General features: G+C 38.1%; 21 protein-coding genes and 1 other RNA gene. 9 read left to right on the top strand and 13 right to left on the bottom strand.

The annotated features are described in order from the left end of the window. Window positions 1-250: 250 nt before the first annotated feature. Both UXI14_RS12275 and UXI14_RS12270 read right to left on the bottom strand, forming a co-directional pair. On the bottom strand, window positions 251-457 hold the full coding sequence (locus UXI14_RS12275; protein ID WP_335966382.1) for a hypothetical protein: 207 nt from the start codon (window positions 455-457) through the stop codon (window positions 251-253). A 96-nt stretch (window positions 458-553) separates the two neighbouring features. Further along, window positions 554-904, bottom strand: a complete 351-nt coding sequence (locus UXI14_RS12270; RefSeq protein ID WP_335966381.1) for a hypothetical protein — start codon at window positions 902-904, stop codon at window positions 554-556. Window positions 905-1,678: 774 nt separating this feature from the next. Between UXI14_RS12270 and UXI14_RS12265 the strand changes: the two genes are divergently transcribed. The 7 genes from UXI14_RS12265 to UXI14_RS12235 all read left to right on the top strand — a co-directional run bounded on the left by UXI14_RS12265 (window position 1,679) and on the right by UXI14_RS12235 (window position 9,694). Continuing rightward, complete coding sequence (locus UXI14_RS12265; RefSeq protein ID WP_335966380.1) at window positions 1,679-3,187, top strand: arylsulfatase; 1,509 nt, start codon at window positions 1,679-1,681, stop codon at window positions 3,185-3,187. 112 nt (window positions 3,188-3,299) lie between these two features. Beyond that, window positions 3,300-4,265, top strand: coding sequence for an AAA family ATPase (locus UXI14_RS12260; RefSeq protein WP_335966379.1), 966 nt, complete (start codon window positions 3,300-3,302; stop codon window positions 4,263-4,265). A 9-nt stretch (window positions 4,266-4,274) separates the two neighbouring features. Continuing rightward, the gene (locus UXI14_RS12255) at window positions 4,275-5,216 is read left to right on the top strand and encodes a DUF58 domain-containing protein (RefSeq protein ID WP_277901084.1); all 942 of its coding nucleotides are present in this window, start codon (window positions 4,275-4,277) and stop codon (window positions 5,214-5,216) included. Beyond that, window positions 5,216-5,692: a DUF4381 domain-containing protein gene (locus UXI14_RS12250; RefSeq protein WP_277901085.1), complete on the top strand. Its 477-nt coding sequence runs from the start codon at window positions 5,216-5,218 to the stop codon at window positions 5,690-5,692. Before UXI14_RS12255 ends, UXI14_RS12250 begins: the two co-directional genes overlap by 1 nt. Next, a complete protein-coding gene (locus UXI14_RS12245) occupies window positions 5,682-6,689 on the top strand; it encodes a VWA domain-containing protein (RefSeq protein WP_335966378.1) in 1,008 nt (335 codons plus the stop codon). The genes UXI14_RS12250 and UXI14_RS12245 overlap by 11 nt, the downstream gene beginning before the upstream one ends. Further along, window positions 6,682-8,400 carry a VWA domain-containing protein gene (locus UXI14_RS12240; protein WP_335966376.1) on the top strand — a complete coding sequence of 573 codons (1,719 nt, stop codon included), beginning with the start codon at window positions 6,682-6,684 and terminating at the stop codon, window positions 8,398-8,400. Before UXI14_RS12245 ends, UXI14_RS12240 begins: the two co-directional genes overlap by 8 nt. Further along, window positions 8,384-9,694: a BatD family protein gene (locus tag UXI14_RS12235; protein ID WP_335966375.1), complete on the top strand. Its 1,311-nt coding sequence runs from the start codon at window positions 8,384-8,386 to the stop codon at window positions 9,692-9,694. Before UXI14_RS12240 ends, UXI14_RS12235 begins: the two co-directional genes overlap by 17 nt. A 591-nt stretch (window positions 9,695-10,285) precedes the next feature. Here UXI14_RS12235 and UXI14_RS12230 read toward each other — a convergent pair. From UXI14_RS12230 to UXI14_RS12185, 10 genes are all read right to left on the bottom strand, one after another. Further along, the gene (locus UXI14_RS12230) at window positions 10,286-11,131 is read right to left on the bottom strand and encodes a phosphatase PAP2 family protein (RefSeq protein ID WP_335966373.1); all 846 of its coding nucleotides are present in this window, start codon (window positions 11,129-11,131) and stop codon (window positions 10,286-10,288) included. Window positions 11,132-11,513: 382 nt separating this feature from the next. Next, a complete protein-coding gene (locus tag UXI14_RS12225; protein ID WP_335966372.1) occupies window positions 11,514-12,530 on the bottom strand; it encodes a carbon-nitrogen hydrolase family protein in 1,017 nt (338 codons plus the stop codon). Window positions 12,531-12,555: 25 nt separating this feature from the next. Continuing rightward, window positions 12,556-12,930, bottom strand: coding sequence for a cupin domain-containing protein (locus tag UXI14_RS12220; protein ID WP_335966370.1), 375 nt, complete (start codon window positions 12,928-12,930; stop codon window positions 12,556-12,558). 126 nt (window positions 12,931-13,056) lie between these two features. Next, window positions 13,057-14,427 (bottom strand): FAD-binding oxidoreductase, encoded by a 1,371-nt coding sequence (locus UXI14_RS12215; RefSeq protein ID WP_335966369.1) that lies wholly within the window; start codon window positions 14,425-14,427, stop codon window positions 13,057-13,059. Between the two features lie 206 nt (window positions 14,428-14,633). Beyond that, window positions 14,634-15,737, bottom strand: coding sequence for a nickel-binding protein (locus UXI14_RS12210; RefSeq protein ID WP_277901093.1), 1,104 nt, complete (start codon window positions 15,735-15,737; stop codon window positions 14,634-14,636). Between the two features lie 154 nt (window positions 15,738-15,891). Next, window positions 15,892-16,395: a hypothetical protein gene (locus tag UXI14_RS12205; RefSeq protein ID WP_335966368.1), complete on the bottom strand. Its 504-nt coding sequence runs from the start codon at window positions 16,393-16,395 to the stop codon at window positions 15,892-15,894. 70 nt (window positions 16,396-16,465) lie between these two features. Continuing rightward, window positions 16,466-17,431: an alpha/beta hydrolase gene (locus UXI14_RS12200; RefSeq protein ID WP_335966367.1), complete on the bottom strand. Its 966-nt coding sequence runs from the start codon at window positions 17,429-17,431 to the stop codon at window positions 16,466-16,468. Between the two features lie 213 nt (window positions 17,432-17,644). Beyond that, complete coding sequence (locus tag UXI14_RS12195) at window positions 17,645-18,514, bottom strand: helix-turn-helix domain-containing protein (RefSeq protein ID WP_335966366.1); 870 nt, start codon at window positions 18,512-18,514, stop codon at window positions 17,645-17,647. Window positions 18,515-18,880: 366 nt separating this feature from the next. After that, window positions 18,881-19,756: an SRPBCC domain-containing protein gene (locus UXI14_RS12190; RefSeq protein WP_335966365.1), complete on the bottom strand. Its 876-nt coding sequence runs from the start codon at window positions 19,754-19,756 to the stop codon at window positions 18,881-18,883. Window positions 19,757-19,791: 35 nt separating this feature from the next. Further along, window positions 19,792-20,250 carry an SRPBCC domain-containing protein gene (locus UXI14_RS12185; protein ID WP_335966364.1) on the bottom strand — a complete coding sequence of 153 codons (459 nt, stop codon included), beginning with the start codon at window positions 20,248-20,250 and terminating at the stop codon, window positions 19,792-19,794. Between the two features lie 163 nt (window positions 20,251-20,413). Between UXI14_RS12185 and UXI14_RS12180 the strand changes: the two genes are divergently transcribed. Continuing rightward, entirely contained in the window at window positions 20,414-21,400 is a 987-nt protein-coding gene (locus UXI14_RS12180; RefSeq protein WP_335966363.1) for a helix-turn-helix domain-containing protein, read from the top strand. 284 nt (window positions 21,401-21,684) lie between these two features. Here UXI14_RS12180 and ssrA read toward each other — a convergent pair. Then, window positions 21,685-22,084: a transfer-messenger RNA gene (ssrA, locus tag UXI14_RS12175) on the bottom strand. Window positions 22,085-22,300: 216 nt separating this feature from the next. Between ssrA and UXI14_RS12170 the strand changes: the two genes are divergently transcribed. Continuing rightward, a complete protein-coding gene (locus UXI14_RS12170) occupies window positions 22,301-23,506 on the top strand; it encodes an NAD(P)-dependent oxidoreductase (RefSeq protein ID WP_335966362.1) in 1,206 nt (401 codons plus the stop codon). Window positions 23,507-23,910 lie beyond the last annotated feature (404 nt).

Below are 23,910 nucleotides of genomic sequence, written 5' to 3'. Positions count from 1 at the left end.
TTATAAAATCTTCCCAACATAGCCATTCAAATCGTCACGCTATAAAAAAACGCTGAAAGCTACGGATTACAAGGGTTTCAAAGAACATATATTAATTTTTAGTGGACACTAGTGAGAATGCCCCATAAAAAACCCTAATATATCTTATAAGCACAACGCATAAAAAGACTTAGGGCCGTAGTATGTTGGGCATTCTTTGTTTTTTACTTTTCTGTGTCCCGTTTTCTTCGGTATGCACAAAAATTGACAGCTAACTTTTAACCACCTTGTCCAAAGATTCCAATAATTGGGGGTGTTCCTTAAGTTCTATTCGCGCAATAGTATAAAAATGCCCCATCCATGTATTTAGGTCCATTAAACTTTTATTACGTTCTTTAGTAGCATCCTGTTTATTACCATCAAGTTCAATCCGTAGCTTGCGGTAACGATCTGCTTCCATTGCCTTACTGTAAGTCATGTCTATGTTTGCTTTAGTAAGCTTTAATGTACTTAATTTTTGTAACAGATCTTCACTTGCCAGTATTGTGCTGTAAAATTTTTCTACATTAGAAAGCTAATCGGTATATTTATTTGGGATGCTCCTATCAATGCGAAGTTCTTTTAATATATTTTCATCCTTATTAAACAAAACTTTTGCCTTTAGGCGGTGTTCCCTATAAGTGGGATCTACCTCTTTATACATTTTTTTATAGGTTATAGGGGCATTATCTAGATCGTTTTTCCTTTTGTCAAGGTCGCGATAAGCAGCATAGGTGTTTTCTACCAGCTTTTTACCTTCAGATATCTTTTTACTATCATATCCGGATTTGGCAAGTGCCGTTCTTACTTCATGGCTGTTCATTGCATTGTCTAATGCTGTTTCAAAATGTTTCAATCGGTCATTCAAAGAAGTCTTTGCTTTCATTTTAATAGTATTTAAAATTTATAATCGACAATATACAGCATAATAACTATATAAGATATTAAATAATGAAAAAAATCACCTAAATACACAAAATTAATGTATTTTATGTAAGTTTAAGATTACAATTTTGAAGCTTTTTAGATGAAAAAGATAGTTTTAATAGTGTATATTGAGGAAAGTAATATATACATTGCTTGCTAAAAAATATAAAAAATCAATAAGAAGCCATCAAAAAAGTAACTTTTATATTAGTAAATCAATATTGTGCACACAATACATAGAATGAAACATTGAAAAATAAGATTTATGCATTTAAAACATAGAATGAAGTATTGAAAAACAAGATTTATGCATTCAAAACATAGAATGAAGTATTGAAAAACAAGATTTATGCATTCAAAACATAGAATGAAGCATTGAAAAATAAGATTTATACATTCAAAACATAGAATGAAGCATTGATTGCATATATTAATACCTGATTATGAGGTTTTTATGGTTTTAATGAATAACGGTAGGTGCCGAAAAATTATAGCACTGCAAAAAAAAAATAAAAATTTATGCCCTAAAATATAATGGACATTATATTTTTATTTATTACATTTATAAAAAATGAGTCTTCCCCACCTATGTTTATAATACCTTGTATATAAAGGTATTATTGTATTACTACATTTATAGATTATAGAAAGTTAAAGTTTATAGCAGGATAAAATTATAGCATTATAAGTCCCCCTTATACCTATACATTTTTAATATAAACTAAAAATAATTATGAAAAACAAATCTATTATTTTACCAATAGCATATCTATTGGTTAATTTTCTAATTGCTCAAGACAAGCCCAATATTCTAGTGATTTGGGGGGACGACATTGGTTGGTCCAATGTAGGTTTTAACAACAATGGGCTTATGGGGTACAAAACCCCTAACATAGACCGTATTGCAAACGAGGGAGCTGTATTTACCGATTGGTACGGGCAACAATCCTGTACCGCAGGGCGTGCAGCATTTATTTTAGGGCAGCACCCTTTCAGGACAGGGCTGTTAACCATTGGTATGCCGGGAGACAAACATGGTATTGAGGCCTCTCAACCAACAATAGCCGACCTTCTAAAACCCCAGGGCTATGCCACAGGGCAATTTGGTAAAAACCACTTGGGCGATCAGGACGAACACTTGCCAACCAACCACGGCTTTGATGAATTTTTTGGTAACCTGTACCATTTAAATGCAGAAGAAGAGCCGGAAGGATACTACTATCCAAAAGATCCAGACTTCCGTAAAAAATTTGGTCCGCGTGGTGTAATCCATAGTACTGCCGATGGAAAAATAGAAGATACGGGGCCATTAACGAAACAACGAATGGAAACTGTAGACGAGGAATTTGAAGATGCAGCCATTAAATTTATTGAAAAGGCACATGCAGATGGTAAACCCTTCTTTGTATGGTTAAGTGCCACACGTATGCACGTATGGACACATCTAAAAGAAGAAAGTGTAGGGGTTACAGGTATAGGCCTATATCCCGATGGAATGGTTGAGCATGACAAGGCTGTGGGCAGGATACTCGATAAACTGGATGAACTTGGCATAACAGACAATACCATAGTAATGTATTCTACAGACAATGGTGCCGAGAAGGTTACATGGCCCGATGGGGGAAGTACCCCATTCCGTGGAGAAAAGGGGACTACCTGGGAAGGCGGTTTCCGTGTGCCATGTGCCATTCGCTGGCCGGGGGTTATAAAACCGGGGACCGTATACAACGATATCTTCTCTCATGAAGACATGATGCCAACACTTGTGGCTGCTGCCGGGGAGCCCAATATAAAAGAGAAGGTATTAAAAGGCTACAGTGCCAATGGCAAGACCTTTAAGCAGCACCTAGATGGTTATAACTTCCTCCCTTATTTAAAGGGTGAAGTAAAAGAAGCACCCCGGAAAGAAATTTTCTATTTTGATGCAGGAGGAAACCTAAATGCCATCCGTTATGGAATGTGGAAGCTACATTTTACCATTATGGAAGGAGATATAACAGAAGCTTATAGAAAATCTCCCAGTTGGCCGTTGATTATTAACTTGAGGGCAGACCCATATGAAGTGTCGCCAGATGCCAGGATGTATGTACGTTGGTATGGTGAGAATATGTGGCTGTTTGTGCCTGCGCAACGCTATGCTGCCGAGTTTTTATCAACTTTTAAAGAGTTTCCGCCACAAACGGGGTCTTCTCTGTCTATAGATAAGGTAGTTCAGCAATTAGCATCACCACCTAGGAATTAATTAGGCATAAAAAAACATATCAACAAGAAAATTACAGGGGTGGTTATCTATGGCCATCCTTGTTTTTTACCCTTTGCCCTTATGTATAATTAATTTTAAAAACATATAATATATGACCACACATGAAGCCATTGCATCTTTGCACGAACGAATGAACAAGGCCATCATTGGGCAGGATACTTTAATAGAGCGACTTATATTGGTACTACTGGCCGATGGGAACATGTTGTTGGAAGGCCTGCCGGGACTGGCAAAAACAAGGGCAATCAAGACCCTGGCCAAAGAATTGAACTGTGGATTGAGCAGGATACAGTTCACTCCCGATTTATTGCCTTCGGATATTACCGGAACAGAGATATATCAGCCCGAGCTCAAGGAAAAGTTTGTTTTTCAGCAAGGGCCCATATTTAGCAACCTTATATTGGCCGATGAAATCAACCGGGCACCGGCCAAGGTACAATCGGCATTGTTGGAAGCTATGGAAGAACGGCAGGTATCTGTAGCCGGGAAAACTTATTTAATGGATCCGCTATTTATGGTAATGGCAACACAAAACCCGGTAGAGCAGGAAGGTACTTACCCATTGCCCGAGGCACAAATGGACCGTTTCCTGATGCATGTCATGATCGATTATCCCGACGATGCCTCCGAACTTAAGATTATTAAACTTAACCGGGAGGAGCAGAAAAAAGCGAAGGAAGGAAAGCATGAACGGTTAGACCCCAAGGTTATTTTTGATGCCCGAAAGGAAATAGCCAGTGTGAATATCTCTGAGGCTATGGAAAAATACATAGTAGATATTATCTCGGCAACACGTTACCCTTCAAAATACAGTGAAGAAATAGACAAATGGCTGGATTATGGCGCAAGTCCACGGGGCTCTATTGCCATAGATAGGGCCAGCAGGGTGCATGCCTGGATGCAAGGCGCCAATACGGTAACCCCCGAAAACATTCGGGCCGTGGTACACGATTGTCTGCGCCACCGCATTATCTTGAGCTACGAGGCAAATGCCGATGGGGTATCGGCCAACGAGGTAATAGATGCCGTGTTGAAGCAAGTGGCAGTAACCGCATAAAAACAAACAATGGCAAAGGCAGAAGCATATCCTAAAAATGTGTTTATCTCTTTGGGCGAACTGCTCAAAAAGGAACATATGGCACATCACTTTAGTCTGTTGGCACGCAAGCACAAAGTAAACAGTGTGCTCTCGGGAAAACATGCTTCCAAGCTCCGCGGAAGGGGTTTGGACTTTGAAGAAGTTAGAAATTATGTCAAAGGAGACGATATACGCAACATCGATTGGAAAGTTACTGCCCGGACACAAAAAACACATACCCGTGTGTATACCGAAGAGAAAGAAAAACCCGTTTTGATCGTCGTAGACCAATCGTATTCCATGTTTTTTGGCTCGGTAAACAAGACAAAAGCCGTTGTTGCCGCAGAACTGGCCGCCATTACAGCATTTAGGGTCTTTAAGGAAGGCGATAGGGTAGGCGGGGTTATTTTTTCTGATGATGGATATGATGTAATTGCCCCCAAACGTAACAGGAAGAACATTGTTCACCTACTTGAAAAAATTGTACAGCGAAACCACAAGTTAAAAGATGCCAGGCCTGTAGCTATAGACGATACACTAAAGAATATAACACAACGCATACGCAATATAGTAACGCACGATTTCCTGGTTGTTATTATAAGCGATTTTGTTCGGTACGATCCAGGGATTATCCGTGCCATTGCTGCCATTTCGCGACATAACGATTTAATTGTGGCAAAAATAAACGACCCCATGGAACACTCCATCCCCAATACAAAGTTCGTGGCCGGGAACATGGAGCGTCAAATTTCCGTGGACGGAAGGAGCAAAAAAATTTCTGAAGCTTTTAAAAAGGGATTTGATAAAGATTTTTTCTTTTTTCAAGATACCATGAAGAAATACCGAATTCCTGTTTTTATGATTGATACCATTACGCCCATTGAGGACCAACTGAAAGACGTTTTTGGGAAAATAAATACAAAAAGTTGATGCCAATAGCACTAAAAATGCAAGATACGCTTGCAATAAAGCCAGCAGACTTAAAACTCGCACCACTGTACGAGCCGGAAAGGGTGCCGTTTACCTTCGAAACCATAGGATGGAAAGTCCTTGCCATCGTTTTGGTTGTTTTGGCATGCCTTATTGCTTATTATTTAATAAAACGGTATTATAAAAATGCATACAGGCGCGAGGCCATAACAAAATTAAACCAGGCAGGGTCGGTATTAGATATATTGGTAATAGTAAAGGTTGTAGCAATGCAAACTTTTGGAAGGGAAACGGTGGGCCCGCTTTACGGAAGGGAGTGGCTCGAATTTTTAGACGATGCCGTAGACGAACCCTTGTTTGCTCCTTATAAAGAAGATATAGAAGAGGTAACTTATAGAAGCAATACACTGGCCCCCGAAACACGGGAGCTAATCTTGTTGAACTCAAAAAAGTGGATACGTACTCATGCCCGATAATTTTGAAATAGCATACCCGTGGGTCTTCTTTTTAGTGCCATTGCCCTTGTTGATATACTTCTTTCTTCCGGCATTGCGCATAAAAAGTGCTTCGCTATTCCTGCCGGTATTCAACAAAGCTTTGGATTATACCCGCCAAAAGCCAAGGAAGTCTGCTTTGGTAAAGCGGCGCAACTTCTTGGTCTGGTTGGGGCTATTCTTGTGCTGGGTACTGCTATTGGTAGCTATTTCTTCTCCCCAATTGGTTGGAAAACCCGAGATGAAAGTAAAAACGTCCCGGAATTTTTTAATAGCGGCCGACATTTCTTTTAGCATGGCACAAAGCGATTGGACAATAAATGGTAAAAAAGCCAGAAGATGGGACGCCGTGAAGCAGGTAATGCACGAATTTATAAAAAAGAGGAAAGGAGACAGGATGGGGCTCATTTTTTTTGCTTCCAACGCCTATATACAAGCGCCTTTTACACCCGATTTACAAGTGGTGGACCAAATGCTGGAAGAAGCCGATGTTGGTATGGCCGGACAATTAACCTACATTGGGAAAGCCATTACCAAAGGGGTAGAAATGTTTGAACGGGATACCATTAAAACAAAAGTAATGTTGCTTTTAACAGACGGTGTAGATGCAGGATCGGATATTTTACCTTTAGATGCCGCCGATTTGGCAAAAAGGGATACGGTAAGGATATATACCATAGGAATTGGCGACCCCGGGAAAGCAGGCGTAGACTTGGACGAACGCACACTACAGGAAATTGCAAGAGTAACCAACGGACAATACTTTAGGGCAAAAGATAAAGCCCGCCTTGAAGAAATTTATACCGAACTGGACACATTGGAGCCCATAGAATATGAGGAGGAGCAAAACAAACCCATTACCTTATTGTATTATTATCCGTTGGGGGCAGCCATCGGGGTTTTATTGGTAATGGTGGTAATCTTGACCATAGTAAACTTTATAAAACTGTTCAACCAAAGAAAAGAATTGTATGTATAAAGACCTGCTCCCTATAAACTGGAGTGATTTTCACTTTCTGAGGCCACAATTTTTATGGTTGATGGTGCCTGTAATAGTACTTATCATTATCAGTTTATTATCAATGCGTCAAGAATTAAAATGGAAAAAGATTATTGCCCCTCACCTTCGTGCTTATGTAATATCAAAAGGGAGCAATGCCATAAAAATATGGATGCATATAGTACTATTAATAGCTTTTTTGTTTGGGATTATGGGATTATCGGGGCCTACATGGAAAAAAATAGAATTACCGGGGCAAAAACTGGAGACCCCAATGATTGTTTTGCTGGATTTATCGCAAAGTATGATGTCCGAAGATATTCAGCCCAATCGTTTGGAGCGTGCCAAGTTTAAAATTAAAGATTTAATAAAATACAATCCCCGTGCACGCATGGCCTTGATAGGTTTTGCGGGAACGGCACATACTATTGTTCCGCTAACAAAAGACTATAAAATAATCAACAGTCATGTAGAGGGGCTAAAGCCATCGGTAATGCCTTATCCGGGCTCCGATCTCCAAGCGGCATTGAAACTGGGCGATTCCCTTACACAAGTAACCAAGGCACCGGGCACCATTGTAGTGTTTTCTGATGATTTTGAAGAAAAAGAGCGTGCCATTTTAAATACGTTTGTTCAAAACTCTAAAAATAAGGTGGTTATTCTCGCCATGAACACACCAAGTGGGGCCGATGTAAAAGATATGCGGGGCCGTGCGGTAAAAAATAGTAAAGGAGAAGTGGTTCGTTCTTACCTAGACAACAATGTAATGGCAAGCATGAATGCCATAGAGGGAATTACGGTGCAACCGCTTACCTTAGACGATAGCGATGTTGAGGTAATAGCCAAAACCATAAAGGAAAATCTGGTTTTTACAGAGAAAAAACAGGAAAAAGAGAACGATTGGCGTGATTTGGGCTTGCTGGCTGTAATTCCAATGGCCTTTTTTATGTTATTGTGGTTTAGAAGGGGCTGGGTACTTTATTCGCTCGTGTTTTTGTTTTTGACATCATGCTCCGGTGAAGGGACTTCATTTAAAGATGTATGGTTCACGCCAAATTATCAAGGGCAACGGTTGAGCGATAAAAACAATTTTGAAGATGCTGCCAAAACATATACAGATCCCATGCGAAAAGGAGTGGCCTATTTTAAAGCTGGAGATTATGAAAAGGCCGTTGATGAATTTTCTATGGATACTACGGCAATGGGAGCCTATAATTTAGGGCTTGCATATTTTAAGAACGGCGATTATGAAGCGGCTGCTTTTGCTTTTAACCAAGCGGTCGAAAAAGATCCTTCTCTGGAGAATGCCAAGGAAAATCAACAGCAGTTAATGCGATTGTTGCCACAAACAGATGGAATGACACCAGACAATGCCCAAGAAGCCGCACCAGATAAAAGGGCGAAAAATAAACAAAACAATAGCATGGAAGATTTAAGCGGCGGGGGACAGGAGGCCACAAAAAAAGATATGGAGAAACAGCGTCTGGAAGAAGATGTTGCCTCTAATATCCATAAAGGAAAAGAGCTCGATGAGGTGCCCGATAATATCGAGGCCAGTATTCAAAAACAAAACAATAACCTCCTTATGCGAAAAGTAGATGATGACCCTTCTATTTTCCTGCAAAAGAAGTTTAGGTACCAGGTAAAGAAATACAATATAAAACCTACGGGAAATGAAACGGCTTGGTAAGGTAAATTACATATTGTTTTTGTCGTTCCTTTTCTTGGGAACCCAATGGTTGCAGGCGCAAAGCGTATGGAGCAGTGTACAGGTCAATAAAAAAAGTGTTTATGTGGGCGAGCCTGTACAAGTAAGTATTACGGTATATACTTCTACTTGGTTTACTAAAGGATTGGATTTAGGCAACATAACAGTTAATGGGGCTTTTACGGTTTATTTTAGGCCCGTAAGCAGGTCTTTTATGCAAAATGGCAAAAATTATTCGGGTGTGGAGCTTATTTATCATGTATTCCCTTTCAGCGATGATGACATTCAATTCCCTTCGTTGGACATTGAAGTTGAAACACCACCCCCGGGAGGATATAAAGGTGTAAAAAGAGTAGTTAAAAGTAAAGCGGTGACCATTAATGTAAAACCGATTCCTGCCAACTTTAAACATTCTGAATGGTTGGTAGCCACGAGCTTAAATGTGTCCGAAAGATGGTCTGGAAGCACCAAGAATATAAAAGTAGGCGATGTTTTGGAGCGTACCATTACCCGAAATGCCGGTTGGACAGTTGCAGAGCTTATTCCGCCTACCGAATGGGACAGTTTGCCCCATGTAAGCATTTATCCCGGAAGGAGCGAGATACATAGTAATAAGTCTAAAACGGCCATAAGCGCACAACGTACAGAAACAGTGCGGTATCTTTTTGAAGAAGAAGGAGATGTAACAATTCCGGACAAAGTATATACCTGGTACAATTCGTATCATAAAAAACTGTACAAACGTACTTTGAAAGGGATGACGGTGCATGTAGGTCCCAACCCCGATTTAGGCATGTTAGAGAGCGTTCGGGACTCGTTAATGTTTCAGCAACAAGAAATAGTAGCAAACGAAAATAAAAATGAGACAAAAACACTGACAATTTTGGGCCTGTCGCCCAAGCAATTTGTTATTGCCACATTGGGGGCTTTATTGCTGTTACTTTTGCTTTTTCGATTTTTCAAATGGCTGCTTAAATACATAAAAGCAAGAAGAAAGGCATATTTACATTCAGAATTGTATTATTTCAATCGTTTAAAAAAAGCAATCCGTTCAAAAGACGAACTGCAAATTAAAAATGCCATGTACAGATGGATTGATGAACTCGATTTAAAAGAGCCCAGTATCAATTATCTCATTATTGCCTGTGGCAGTGAATCATCAATAGACAAAACAGCTCTGGCAACGACCTTAACCCAAAAAAATGTTAAGGAATTGCGCAAGAACTACCTGCATAGGGAGGAACACCAGAAAAAAATATTTTGGATAAATCCTTGAAATACAGACATAGCAATATACCCACAATGCTTATTGCGGTAAACTTATTGAAACCGGCATAAAAAAACTTCCGAAGTTTTAATAAACGCATTAAAAGTGCAGGTGTCTTTTAATTATCAGACCTGTGTTTAACTTGAATAAGGCTAACTTTTTTCATTAGGGCCAATACGGCGGTACTGACTAACAAACCAATGGTTAAACCAAAAACTAACATAATAAAAATAATCATAACTCAACTTTTACATTAAAAAATCAAACAAAACATTTATTCTAAGTTGATCATTAAATAATATTCAAGATACACTTCCCCATATCCAAGGTAGAACATGTATACAGAACATATTTAATTATTATAAGTATAGATTATTATATGAAGTTGGTAACACTGTGCTTTTTACATTCGGAATCCCTAAGTAACAACTAGCTGATGCCAGTTTTTCCGAATTTGATAAGTGTAGTTGGTATACACTATGTACAGTATGAAGGTGCAAATATCTGAAATACAGTTATGTTATGAAAAATATTTAACATATTTGGAAGCCGCTCCGTTAGCAATCCAAAACCGATGGACTACTTTTTTAATCGCCGGACTTAAAAAACTACCGTAACTCCTAATCTACCAGGGGAAAAAGATAGGTTCCAAGAATATTGTTTGTTCTTTTGATTGTATTTTTCATCATAACGGCTGTCCAAATATTTGTCAATGGCTTCAACGGTAGCAATACTAATGGCAACGCCCACCACAACATCGGTTAACCAATGGGCTCCTTCCCATAGCCTTGAAACCCCTGGAACAAGGCCTATGGTATACAGCCCTCCTTTTATCCACGGACTTTTAAATTGTTTGGCTATAGCATATGCATTGGTAAAGGCCAAAATGGCATGCCCTGAAGGAAACGAATGGTAATCTTTATCGGTAGTAAAAGGATAGAAAGTATTTTTATCGTCCCCGCTTCTGGGACGGGCCCTTCCAAAAATGTACTTGCTGGTTTGTTGTAATAGCCCCGCAGCCGAGGCGGAGGCAATTAGGAGGACTCCGGTACGCCTTAGCTTTTCGTTTTTTAAGGTCAGCCCTGTTAAATATACTGCTCCGGTAAGCATATAATTATTTTGCGGACTCCCATAATACCAACCATAATCCTTGACGGGTTGAGGGATATCATTGCTTTGGTCCCTAAAATATTTACTTGTTTGATCGTCAAAAATGTAAAGAACAGAAGTTCCTGCAACCACACCGCCAAATTCTAGCCATTGTTTTTGTTCCCAATGAAAAGGCCTACTGTACGAATATAGAATGCCCTTAAAGATACTTCCCGTATCATATTTTAGCATTTGCCATCTGGTAGCATTATCTGGAAGCTGATAATTTTGTTGAGCGTTTACACCTGCATATATGCCCAAATTGGCAAAAATGTATAAGATGAGTATCCGTTTCATCTGTTTAAAAAGTTTGCGGTCATTTTATAAAACTGGAAGGAGTTCCAAAAAAATATAAAATTACTTATATTATTTAGGACGATATGTCGGAAGAAGTGGAAATATTTTACAACCTTAAGTGAATTTATTAAAATGAGTTCAATAAATTATTTGGAAGAGAATATTAAAAAATTGATTTTCTATATGAAGCAAGCATAAAAAATGTAGAATTGATTAAGAGTAGTAGAGAAAATACTGTAAAAAGACATTTAAATTAAAAGCGTATGATATTTTTTAAAAAATTATAATTTTCATCCATATCAGAAATATCCAATAAATCATAAATAAAAACCACCAGATACTTCTTAATTATAAAATATGGCATTTACCATAGTTTATGGCTCTATTTTTCATCTTCTTTGACCGAAAATTTAAATACATCGGGACGGGAATAATTACCCGCAACGTCAAACATACGTTTGCCTTCGATTATATTCTTGATAAGAATATCACAGTAAATAATAGTTTCTTTATTTTCAACGGGACCTTTCCAAATATGACCTCCGGGGCCAATAATGCAACTATTTCCTTTTTTGGACCAATCCTTGGGCATATTCTTTTTAAATTCGTATGTATCGGGAATCCAATCTCTGTTTCCCGGGGAACATACATTTATAACATACATTCCGCCTTCAGAAGCATTACTTCTTACAGTAGCCAACCAAGAGTCGGTGTCGTCTGCTGTAGGCGAGGCCATTATTTGTGTGCCAAGATTATACAAGGCCATCCTGGCCAAAGGCATTTTATTTTCATAACAGATCAAGCCAGAAAGTTTACCTACTGAGGTATTATATGTTTGGAGTGTGTTGGCATCACCTCTTGCCCAAACCATTTTTTCTGCTCCGGTGGGTACCAATTTGCGATGTTTACCGAGCAGTACACCCTTATCACTAATAAATAATATGGTATTGTATATGGTTGCATTGCTGGATTCTGTGTTGAGTTCGTCTATTCCAATAACTACATTTATATTGGCCTGCCTTGCGGCTTCGCATAGCTTATTGGTGGTAGGGCTGGGGATAGCTACAGCATTGTTGACGAGTTTTACATACATTTCGCTGTTCTGTTCCCAATCGCTTGGCATGGTATGCCACACCCATTCTGGATATCCGGGAATGAAAGCTTCGGGAAAAACTACTAGTTTTGCCCCATTTTTACCTGCTTCTATAATGGCTTTACAGGCTTTTTCTAGCGATTTTTCCCGGTCCATATAAACAGGTGTCAATTGTGCTGCTGCAACTTTAAATTTAGTACTGTTCTTTTTACTTTCTGATTGGCTATGGACGGTATTTAACATAATGAAGCAACCGAAAAAAAATAATACAAGTATTGCAACTGAATAATTTGTTTTATGTTTCATGATTTTTGAATTTTAATTATGTTTTTCAACCCAATTCAGCCATTTTCTTTCCAACATGGGTCATTACTTCACTAAATTCTTTAGAAGGGCTGAACTCTATTAACATGATATCTTCTTGTACAATGGCTGTATGGCCATTTGGAAGAAAGTAAACATCTCCCTCGGTAAGGATTTCTTCGCTTCCATTATCGTATTTTACAAGCAAAGAGCCGCTTAATACGTATCCCCAATGGGGGCAATGACAACTGTTGTTGTCAAGTCCGTTTAATAGGGGTGAAAAATCTGTTCCTTTAGGTAATTCGTTAAAGCATACTGTCATTTTCCCAAAGTTGTTCTGAGTCCGCATGACGGTTCCCGGACCTTCCATTGCTATTGGAATATTATTCTTATTGATTTTCATATCTATTATTTTAATGGGATTTTTTATTTAATTTGGTTTGTTGGATATGCGTAAGTGTGTGGGCTTTCAGTATTCTATAATAAAATTATTAATAAAGCATTTTGGTTCTCTTGAAGCCTCATCGTTTTATTCTTTAGGCTTGATATTTTGATTTACATGAAAAAAATTATCAGGATCGTATGTAGCCTTCACTTTTTGTAGTCGGTCATAGTTATCACCATAAGTAGCTTTTACCCGGTTTTCACCTTCTTCCATCATGAAATTTACATAAGCCCCATTTTGATGAAAAGGATGAAGCGCTTCCCAATAAGCTCGTGCCCAATCAGTAATTTTTTCTTTATTGGCCGGGTCGGGATCTACGCCAAAAATTACCATAGACCAGTTGGCATCCCGCATATTCCAGGCTGTTTCATTCTTTCCAACCCGGTGCACGGCACCATCGATAGGATATAAGTGCATGCACGATTGAGAAGTTGGAACCTGTGAAAAATTAAGATGTTCATGGATAGCTTTATCCGATAATTCATGGACGAAATCACCTTTCCAATATTGCTGATGTCCCTTTGGATATAATCCATCAAACATACTCTGTAAAGTAGTATATGGCATGGGACCAGTAAACTCGAATAGCGGTTCGGCTATGTTCCTGGCTTCTTGGATAATAGGGTTAAATGCTTGCTCTGTTCCAATAAAGCTCCACATCAGTCCACAAACTTTTTCTCCCCGGATAGCTTCTGGAAATGGATCGGCCGAAGGTACTTCGGCTATGAGGTAAAAAGTACCTATCTCCTCTGGGGCATTGGGCAACCATTCCCGGTACCATTTTAAGGTGGGTTCCAATTTGTCGATTGTCCAAAACATAGGTCCGGCAATAACAGAATCTACGGGGTGTAATTTATACGTAAAAGAAGTTACTACTCCAAAATTCCCGCCACCGCCGCGAAGGGCCCAAAATAAATCGGGGTGCTGTTCTTTGCTGGCTTTAACTATATGTCCATTGGCTAGAACTACCTCCGCTTCCAACAGATTATCTATGGTTAGTCCATATTTGCGGGTTAAATATCCATGTCCGCCCCCCAAAGTTAGGCCCCCCACTCCCGTAGTAGAAATGATTCCGCTTACGGTAGCCAATCCATATTTTTGTGTAGCTGCATCTACTTCACCCCATGTGCAGCCAGATTGTACTTTAGCGGTTTGTGCTTTGGCATTCACCTTTATTTCTTTCATGCATGAAAGGTCAATAACAAGGCCATCATTACACAGAGCAAGCCCGGGTCCGTTATGACCGCCACTACGGATAGAAACCTCAAGGCTGTTTTCCTTGGCATAATTAATTGCCTGTATAACGTCATTGTTATTTCGACATTTTATAATAATACTTGGCCTTTTATCTATCATGGCATTGTGGATTTTTCGGGCTTCATCATAATTATCATCTATAGGCAGTATTACGTTTCCTTCTATTTTGTGTTTTAGTTCTTTGATAGTTGGTTCCATTGACTTGCGTTTATTGGTTTTTTAATTTTATAATACAGTTGATTATTGCCATGTAATAAATGGCAGACCAATCTATGTAAAAGGATGAGGGAAGTAATATATTTTACATCAACAAAACTAAGGGTTATAAGAAAGGGGGGCTACTCGATTTTTCTCAAAATCGGCTACAGGTGTCTCATTTACAGTATAATAATGGTATTTTAATGCTAGTTAAGGACCTGTGAAGGGGAAACACCATAAGTTTCCTTAAAACATTTTGCAAAATAAGAAGGGTTGTTATAACCAACTTCCAGTGCAATTTGAGAAATATTTAATTCTTGTTCTTTAAGGAGTAAAAGGGCTTTGTGCATTTTAAGATTGCGGATAAACCCGTTTGGAGTATCTTTTATTATGGATTGTACTTTGCGATAGAGTTGTGGCCTGCTTATACCAATATCCCGCCCAAGGCTACTTATGGAAAAGCAGTCGTTAGAAAGTTTTTCTTCAGCTGCATTAAAAAGATTGTTTAGGAATTTTTCTTCTGATGCCTCTAAAATTCTAAGGAACACTGGGCAGTTATTCAATATATTATTATTGCATAGCCGTTTTACAGTATTCGAGACAAGAATTTCTTGCTTACCGGCTATTAAACTCAACCTTTCTGCTAATTTAATTGCCTGTTCAAAAAAGCCTTGGTTTTCGTTAAGGGGCTGACTGCACCCAATTCCCATTTTATAGGTAATGTTCCATTCGGAATTTTCATGTTCATGTCTCCGCTTACTCAACTCTCTATGGATTTGATGTGCACAGTTAAGGACATTCTCTGGACTCTTAAAGGCCGCCATGATGCTATCGTCTACAAAGGGCCTGATTTGTTTTCCTTGATATTTGGTTATTATTTCGGCAACAAATTTTTTCGGCTTATCGGGATGCCGTAATTTTTTATAATCCCGGTTAGAAGTAATCTTGGTATTGCCATAAATATTGATGCCCAGTACCAATCGATAACCTCTATCAGCAGTTCCATCTTTGTTAAGCACAACTCCACCATCCAGTTTTGAGTTATGTTCCATAAAAGATTGATAAAAACCAACCGCTACTTCTTCAATTTTACAGGCAATATTTCCGTGAGCTTCTCTATGGGTTGCGGCACATGCTTCTTTATTGGGGCCTTCCATAAGACAAAAAACAGTGCCCGCATCTTCATTTACCCAAAATTGATGGTATTTTACCCCAAACCTATCCTGAACGGCCTTATCTGCAATATGGGCCATTTTAACATCTTCAATTGTTACGTCCGGAATAATATGGAAGTCCATATAAAGTGGCATGACTTTACATTTTACTAAAATTTATGCTATTAAAGTTAACAAAAACTTTGGAGTTCTTTTAAAATCTAATATAAATGGTCTTTTTTATCGGGGAATAACCCCAATGAATGTAGTTTAGGTTTTATATTTTCTACTTTTTAGTATCGTTTCAATATTAATTATTGAGATTGGCAGCAGATGCATATCTAATTTCCACATAGATTTTCTCCCCTCCATTATTTTTAAAAACATGCTCTTGGCAGTACCCCATTGTTTCTTTGCCTGTAGATCCCATACTTACCTGTTCTGTCATTCCTCCTTGTAGAGTTCTTCTTATTTCCAGGTCGCCTCCTTTTGGGTACGGTTGCCTTATCTGCCAAGTATACACCACAAATCCAGGCCCTGCACAGGAAGGTTCTGGATAGGTAGCTATATATTCATACAATTCATTGGCCTTAATGGTTTTTGACTTACCTGGTTTTAAATAAAATTGCATTAATTTTTCGCCCCATATGGTATATATTTGGTTAATCTCAATTTTGGGGGCATGCGGACCTATGTCCATATTAGAGTTTTGACTGTCTTTTGATAATGTTTTATCAATAATAACCGCTCCCAATGATCCGATTAAACCGATTACTGCAACAATAATAGCGATGCGATTTTTGTTGTTTTCCATAATTTTAATGTATTTCTTTTCATTAGATTACTGAGGCTATATTGTGTAAGAGGTGAATGTTTGTTTTTTTCTACTTTTCATGTTCTCCTATAAATTGCAAAACAGCTCTATTAAAGGCTTCCGGGCTTTGATATTCCAGTCCATGGGTTGTATTTGGTAATATTACCCGGTTCTTGTTTTCTATACAAGCCTCCAATTTGTCCATAATGTAGCCAACCCATCCCGGAGATTCTCCCCCTCCTACGAGCAATACAGGCACACGAATGTTTTTAATATCGCTACAATGAAGTGGGACCGGATCGGCCTTGCGGCTTTGTGCAAGTAATGAGGCTTTTCGTTCAGCAATATTATCCATAATAATCTTTTGGTCAAAAACAGGGAGATTGTCAAAAAAATGTGCGTCACCAGTAGCCATTTCTAGAAAAAGTTTAGTCCCCTTTTTATCTTCATTTTGGCTGTATGCCTTTATTGCTCGTTGGTAATCTGTTTGAAATATATTCATTATTGAATCGCGCTTAGGGTCTCCAATAAGTAATTCAAAAGCTGGTGGTTCGCCTAAAGTTAAAGTTTTGATTAGTTCAGGATGCTGAATTGTAGCCTGCAATGCAATCCATGCGCCAGAAGAATGGCCTACCAAATGTACGGGCACCGTACTTAGGGATTGAATAAAAGAGGCAAGGTCATCTATATTTACCTTGCTAAAGTCAGAAATTGAATCGATTGGTATATTATTGGGGTGATAATATCTCCGACTATAAGAAATGGCTCTATATTTGTGGGAAAAGTCTCCCATTTGATTATGAAAGGTCCGATAATCACCAAAAGCCCCATGGACAAAAACTACGGGATTTCCTTTACCTTTTTCTACATAATGAAGATTAACCCCGTTAACTTTTATTATTCTTGGTTTTAACTCTCTTTCAACAGGTTGTTTATCCATTTCTTTACTAGCTATGCTTTTTGTTTTAGAAGATTGGTGACATGCCATTAATAATAAGAACACCCCTAAAAGAGTTACTTTTACAAGTAATTTCATAATTTATATTGTTTAAAGATTGGTTACAATATGCTACGGCTTATATAAGGGAACCTATATTAATACCTGGATTTTCAATGTAATAAGACCTTACTATAGTTGTTTAATTATTGGTGCAAAATCCCTTTCCTCTTCATTATATAGGTAAAATAAAACTATAACTGTCATAAAATTAGGTGATTGCTGATGTTTGTGTACTGTAAAAAATGGACATTATTCAAAAATCACCTTATTTTCGAGGTAAGTTCGTGTGAGTGGGTTTAACTTATTCCTTAATATAGAAGGAGGAAGTTCAATCCTGCTCTTAAAGTCATGGGCAAGATGGGCAACATCGTAATACCCTGCCCGAAAGGCTACCTCTGCAAGACTCATTTTGGGGTTACTTCCAATAAGCCCTATAGCGTTCTGTACTTTCCATATACTTGAATAAGCTTTAGGGGTGAGGCCTACTTTGACGAGGAATTGTCTTTGTAGAGTACGCTGACTGATACAAAATTTTTCTGCCAATTGTTTGATACTTACCTTTCCTTTGTTTTCTATAACATAGTTAACAGCATGATATATCGGATCGTTTAAAAAAGAGGCTTTATCGGGAAGAACCTTCCATAAGAAACGGGTAAGGCATTGGTTATTAATAGAACCGATATCTTCATTCCTTTCCAACCTCTTTAGTAAATGTCCGCTTACATCAAGCACATTACTTACCATGACCTGTTTATCAGAGAGTTCGTCCATGGGGGTTTTTAAAAGATGATAACCTATTACCGGGTGTAACTTAAAAGCATAACCCTTTCCTTTATTATTCATTGAGAAAAATAAAGAACCTTTTGATAACAGGCCGGTTATGTAAAGTCGGTTGCTATAAAATGCATCTTTGGTATAGTTTAAAAATCTACAGTTTAACGTATCACCAATAAATAAATTACAAACTAAAAAACCGATTCGTGGGAATATATTTAAAAACGCTTCTTTTAGATTAAATTCAATCAAGGTATAATGCAAGTTATAATCTTTAATACCTTTTGTCCCAATGCTGATGTCAAATGGCAGTGCAGGAGTAGTATTTTTGGTATTCTTGTTCACTTGTCTAGTTGGTTGATTTAAATTTTAAATAGCTGATTATTAGGTAATTTAATTATATAAAAGTATAAAATATAGATAAACTATTGAAGTTATAAGATATAATCTTTAAAAGAGTAAATCTTTTTTATGGCAATGGGATGGGTAAATTTTAAGAGCGCAACTGGTAAGCGGGAATTGGCAACAGTATACTATGAATGATTACCGTATAACCGAGTCTAACCTTTTAAGCGGTTAATCTGGAACTTCAAAAGCAAGTACTTAAACTTTATACGGTTATACATAATGGTTTCGCCTTGCTATTGTACCTGACCTTTTATTTGCTGTTTTTTCACTCTTATTTAGGTCGGAATTATCCTTGATTTTGAATCACCACTGATTTGGTTGCCCCTTGCCTTCAACGATTAAGTTATGCAAACTGATATTGATATAGTTTTGCCAAGCATTTTGGCAGGTTTTGTAGCAATCAAAAGGGGGGACAAGTCCTTGATGTGTAAAACGAAGTTGGGTTTGTCCACCTTGTTCCGATATTTCAAAAAGCAATGTGGTGCCTTTCCATTCTTGCTTTTCGGTGTTTGCGAAATTTTGATCTACTACCAGCCATACAACCCGTTCAAACGGCAGCATTTCAATAATCCTAAAATGGAATTGAAGTTTTCCATTAACAAAAAACTTGAATTCTCCATTGAGCTTCCCTGTGCTTCCCTGAATATCTTCAAGCCACCAATCACGTACATTATTGACCGCTTCGTATACTTCTTCAGCAGTTTTATTTACGGTAAAAGAAGTAGTAAAAGAGGCATAGTTGCCGGAGATAGGGTCGCCCTTACCGGTTTCTATAAAACCTTTTAAACTATTGTTTATAAAAAAATCCCAGGCCTTTGAGCATACATTATAGCATTCAAAATGAGGCGTAAGCCCATCATGTGTAAAATCGATATGTGTTGTACCCTCTGTTTCTGTGATTTTAAATATTATCGTAGTATTTTCCCACTCATGCAGATTATCTGCAAACATATTGTTATGACTTGATACGATTTCCCAAACGATTTTTTGTTTCGAGAGTTCGGCAATCTTGAACGTTACGTTAAGATATCTGTCACGATGGGTAAACGTTGCGTTAAGCTCATCTGTTTTGCCTATTAGATTCTTTGACCACCATCCGCGTACATTATTGATACTTATAAAGACTTCGTTTAGACTTTTATCTACCGCTATATTAGTTTTGAAGCTATTTTTTTCCATGAGGTGAATTAATTTATAAATACTGATAATAATGTTTAATTCCAGTTATCGATTTTGATGTCATGGGGAGAGGGCCTGCCCCTTCCTGTTTCCATAAGTTCTTTGAGGCTAAGTAGGAATATGGCCCATTTCATACTGCAATGTGCTGTAAACTCTATTGCTTCACTCCAGTTTTTATGTTCAAAGAGGATAATGGTTAGCCCTTCTTCCTCATGTAAGTTGAAGACTACATCGGTGCCGAGCCACTCTTCAGGGCCTGCTGTAAAGTGCCAGTGAACTTTTTTATTGGGTACAAGTGCTTTGACAAGCATTTGCATACTGCCAATCTCATTTCCTTCTTGTGAATGAAATCGCACGGCTATTGTCTTACCTATTTCAGATGTGCCGGAAGTGTTTTGAGTCCACCATTTACCAATACCTTGGACTGACGATAATACTTTATAAACTTCTGATATAGAAGCTTTAGTTCCTACACGATGAATAATGTTTACCATTTCTGTTTTTTTAGGAGTTAAAAATTTATTTACTTTTTTTATAATCTTCGTTAATAACGATTATCCAAATGTAGTGTCTAAAAATAAGATTAATAGGTTGTAATATAGACTTTGTGACGGGTTGATTTAGACATTTAATGTTTTTATCTTTGTAAAAAAAGATATGAAACAATTAACCATATTAGTGCCAGAAGGTCAAAACAACCTGAGCAGTATTGTTGGCCCCTATAAAATATTTAATAAGGCTAACGATTACTGGAGGGAAAAAGGCGGGAAGCGGATATTTGATATAAACTTGGCAGGCATTTCTACAGAAGTGGACTTTTATGACGGGTTATTTTGTGTTAGACCGCAAACCGATATATCGGTTATAAAAAAGACCGATTTGATTGTCATTCCATCGCTTAACCATAACTATGAAAAAGCTCTAAATGGTAATCGGTTACTTATAGAATGGATTAAAACACAGTACAAAAGCGGGGCGGAAATAGCGAGTATCTGTACAGGAGCATTTCTGCTGGCCGCAGCAGGCTTGTTGAATAACAGGACTTGTTCCACACATTGGGCAGCTTCAGAAAATTTCAGGAAAAGATTCCCCAACGTAAACCTGCAAACGGACAAGCTAATTACAGATGAAAATGGAATCTATACCAATGGTGGAGCCTATTCTTTTCTGAACTTAATGGTTTACCTTGTAGAAAAATGCTACGACCGCCAGACGGCAGTATATTGTTCTAAAGTTTTCCAGATTGAAATGGATCGTCAAAGCCAATCTTCATTTATTATCTTTAAGGGGCAGAAAATGCACGGTGATGAAATGGTAAAAGAAGCTCAGGCATATATCGAAAGTGCATCCCATCAAAAAATTTCCATTATGGAATTATCTTCAAAATTTCCAGTTAGTAGGCGACAGTTCGACCGACGGTTCATTAAAGCCACCGGAAACACCCCAATGGAATATATACAACGAGTAAAAGTAGAGGTTGCCAAAAAATCGCTGGAAACCACCCGAAAAACTATCAACGAGGTAATGTACGAAGTAGGGTATTCAGATGAAAAGGCATTTCGAGAGGTCTTCCGAAAAATTACAGGGTTAAGCCCATGGGAATATAAAGAACGTTACAATAAAGAATTGATAAGCCAAAATTAATATTGGCTATGCCTAAAGATTTAATTTGATAAGGAAAATCAGCCCTGCTTTAATTGACATGGAAACCATTCAGGTTGATTAAGGAAAGAAAATGTAAGCTCCCTTGCAACATTAAAAATTTAAATTACAGATAATAACCATATTATATTTTTTTAGATGTTTGTAATTTTTAATCTGCCGAACACTATTTTTACATAGTAAAATTGAATGGAAATTGCTTCCCTCTATTAGGTTATCAGTATAGGGTTTAAGAAAAAAAAGGGCTTTCTCAAGAAAACCCTTTATCGTGGAGTCGGGGAGATTCGAACTCCCGTCCAAACAAGCAACCAAAATGCTTTCTACATGCTTAGTTTCCGTTTAATTGTCGACAAATAGCTGACCGAAAACCGCCCACTATTTGCTTAGCTCCTTAAAATTTAAAACCGTGCCGGAGCTACACCGTTTCTATGTTGACTTTTATGGTGCCTCAAAACGGGTCGCCATCAACAAGGGCTACCCAGAGACATCTCGCCTTCCCGCCTTGCGGGAACGTGGCCGAAATCTTACTATAACTTCAGATTAGGCAGCAAGAGCGTAGTTATTCTCGCCATTTAAAAAGTGTGAAATATGAGATTTAAGAGCTGTATCCCAGCGCTCTGCATGCTTACACCTCAATTAGACTCGCTGTCAAAACCAGTCGACCCCAATATATTTATAAAGAACGTTTTGTGGGCATTCCCTGCTCCTTCCCTGCGGTCGGGCACAGGGCCGGGCTATCCGCTATATCCCCGACAAACAAAGTTTCGTCGGGGATGCCGCTGCTATCCCTAATGCGGGGTGCAAATGTAATACAAATTCTTCTAAACTTGCACATTTACAACCAAGCATGTATTTTTAGAACAAAATTTATACCAGAGTGATATGAAGTTCGGAATTATCAAAGAGCGGAAAAATCCGCCCGATAGAAGAGTGGTGTTGACACCCCAGACCTGTCAAACTGTCAAAAAAAAATATCCATCCGCAGCAATTATTGTAGAACCGTCCAATATCAGGATATTTAAAGATGAAGACTATGCATCGGCCGGGTTCGAACTTTCAGAAAACATGCAACAATGCGATGTTTTATTGGGGGTAAAAGAAGTGCCTATCGAAGCTCTTATTCCAAATAAAAAATATTTTTTCTTTTCGCACACCATAAAAAAACAACCTTACAACAAAAAGTTGTTACAAGCTGTTTTGGCCAAAAACATAGAATTGTACGACCATGAAGTAATTACCAACACAAACGGGCAGCGTTTGGTAGCCTTTGGCCGTTACGCAGGCATAGTGGGTGCATACAACGGCATACGTGCATACGGACTTAAATTTGAGCTTTTCGAGCTCCCCAAAGCAGAACACTTACCTAATATGCAGGCACTTATCGATGCCTTGCAGCGCATCCATTTACCCGCTATTAAAATTTTGCTCACAGGGAAAGGCCGTGTTGGCAGTGGCGCCAAAGAAATACTGGATGCCATGAAATTAAAAGAAGTCTCTGTAGAAGACTATTTAACAAACAATTTCAATAAGCCGGTCTATTGCCAAATAGATGTGCTTGATTATAACAAAAGAAAAGACGGAAAGGATGCTGATGTAACCGATTTTTATCAAAATCCATCAGCATACCAATCCAATTTTATGCGCTTTGCCAAGGTAACCAACTTTTATATTGCAGGGCATTTTTATGGCGATGGGGCTCCTTATTTATACACACGGGAGGATGTAAAATCAGAAAAGTTCAACATACAAGTGGTGGCAGATGTCAGCTGCGATATAGATGGGCCGGTAGCCACCACCATTCGCCCTTCAACCATAGCCAGCCCTATTTATGGCTACAATCCAGAAACCGAAGAAGAAACCAATTTTAAAAATAAAGAGGCCATTGCGGTAATGGCGGTCGATAACCTGCCATGCGAGCTTCCCGCAAATGCCAGCGAAGGCTTTGGCGAAAGTTTTGTTAAATATGTAATCCCATCCTTTTTTAATAATGACAAGGATGGCATTTTAGAACGGGCCAAAATGACTTCAAATGGGCAGTTGACCAAACGCTATGCTTATTTGCAAGATTATGTGGATGAAAAAGAATAATAAGAAATTTAAATAGTGCTTCACAAGATGTTTAAATTTATTATGGCCTACCTAGAAAAATATTAAAAATCAAGGAAGCAGTGTGGATAAATGATAAAAATCTGTTTAAGGTCGACCGTAGGAAGAGCGCGTTATTTTTATCAGTGGTAGGAGATTCCGTAGTATTTTCTCATATTTTTATAGCAAGCCTAGATTTTTTTGGTTCGTTTTTTCATCAATGGAAAAAATGAACATATAACATTTAGAACATGATTGTTTAATTATAATCAATTAGTTACTAAAACTTAAACGTGTGAAAAAGAACAATAACCTAATACATTCAAAATAAATTCATTACCTTTTGTCTACCGTCTTTTTATACATTTGTTAATATTGTGTAACTTGCGGCGCTAATTTTTAATGAA

It is taken from the genome of Galbibacter sp. PAP.153, assembly GCF_037029175.1.
Classification (GTDB): Bacteria; Bacteroidota; Bacteroidia; order Flavobacteriales; family Flavobacteriaceae; genus Galbibacter; species Galbibacter pacificus.
This window is presented reverse-complemented; position numbering and strand designations above follow the sequence as displayed.

Bases quoted from the DNA above. Each gene is read 5' to 3' on its own strand.
- UXI14_RS12240 (WP_335966376.1), top strand. From the start codon at position 6,682: ATGTATAAAGACCTGCTCCCTATAAACTGGAGTGATTTTCACTTTCTG.
- UXI14_RS12220 (WP_335966370.1), bottom strand. From the start codon at position 12,930: ATGAAAATCAATAAGAATAATATTCCAATAGCAATGGAAGGTCCGGGA.
- UXI14_RS12200 (WP_335966367.1), bottom strand. From the start codon at position 17,431: ATGAAATTACTTGTAAAAGTAACTCTTTTAGGGGTGTTCTTATTATTA.
- UXI14_RS12215 (WP_335966369.1), bottom strand. From the start codon at position 14,427: ATGGAACCAACTATCAAAGAACTAAAACACAAAATAGAAGGAAACGTA.
- UXI14_RS12225 (WP_335966372.1), bottom strand. From the start codon at position 12,530: ATGAAACATAAAACAAATTATTCAGTTGCAATACTTGTATTATTTTTT.
- UXI14_RS12235 (WP_335966375.1), top strand. From the start codon at position 8,384: ATGAAACGGCTTGGTAAGGTAAATTACATATTGTTTTTGTCGTTCCTT.
- UXI14_RS12250 (WP_277901085.1), top strand. From the start codon at position 5,216: ATGCCAATAGCACTAAAAATGCAAGATACGCTTGCAATAAAGCCAGCA.
- UXI14_RS12170 (WP_335966362.1), top strand. From the start codon at position 22,301: ATGAAGTTCGGAATTATCAAAGAGCGGAAAAATCCGCCCGATAGAAGA.
- UXI14_RS12270 (WP_335966381.1), bottom strand. From the start codon at position 904: ATGAAAGCAAAGACTTCTTTGAATGACCGATTGAAACATTTTGAAACA.
- UXI14_RS12255 (WP_277901084.1), top strand. From the start codon at position 4,275: ATGGCAAAGGCAGAAGCATATCCTAAAAATGTGTTTATCTCTTTGGGC.
- UXI14_RS12265 (WP_335966380.1), top strand. From the start codon at position 1,679: ATGAAAAACAAATCTATTATTTTACCAATAGCATATCTATTGGTTAAT.
- UXI14_RS12205 (WP_335966368.1), bottom strand. From the start codon at position 16,395: ATGGAAAACAACAAAAATCGCATCGCTATTATTGTTGCAGTAATCGGT.
- UXI14_RS12190 (WP_335966365.1), bottom strand. From the start codon at position 19,756: ATGGAAAAAAATAGCTTCAAAACTAATATAGCGGTAGATAAAAGTCTA.
- UXI14_RS12275 (WP_335966382.1), bottom strand. From the start codon at position 457: ATGACTTACAGTAAGGCAATGGAAGCAGATCGTTACCGCAAGCTACGG.
- UXI14_RS12230 (WP_335966373.1), bottom strand. From the start codon at position 11,131: ATGAAACGGATACTCATCTTATACATTTTTGCCAATTTGGGCATATAT.
- UXI14_RS12210 (WP_277901093.1), bottom strand. From the start codon at position 15,737: ATGCCACTTTATATGGACTTCCATATTATTCCGGACGTAACAATTGAA.
- UXI14_RS12245 (WP_335966378.1), top strand. From the start codon at position 5,682: ATGCCCGATAATTTTGAAATAGCATACCCGTGGGTCTTCTTTTTAGTG.
- UXI14_RS12185 (WP_335966364.1), bottom strand. From the start codon at position 20,250: ATGGTAAACATTATTCATCGTGTAGGAACTAAAGCTTCTATATCAGAA.
- UXI14_RS12260 (WP_335966379.1), top strand. From the start codon at position 3,300: ATGACCACACATGAAGCCATTGCATCTTTGCACGAACGAATGAACAAG.
- UXI14_RS12180 (WP_335966363.1), top strand. From the start codon at position 20,414: ATGAAACAATTAACCATATTAGTGCCAGAAGGTCAAAACAACCTGAGC.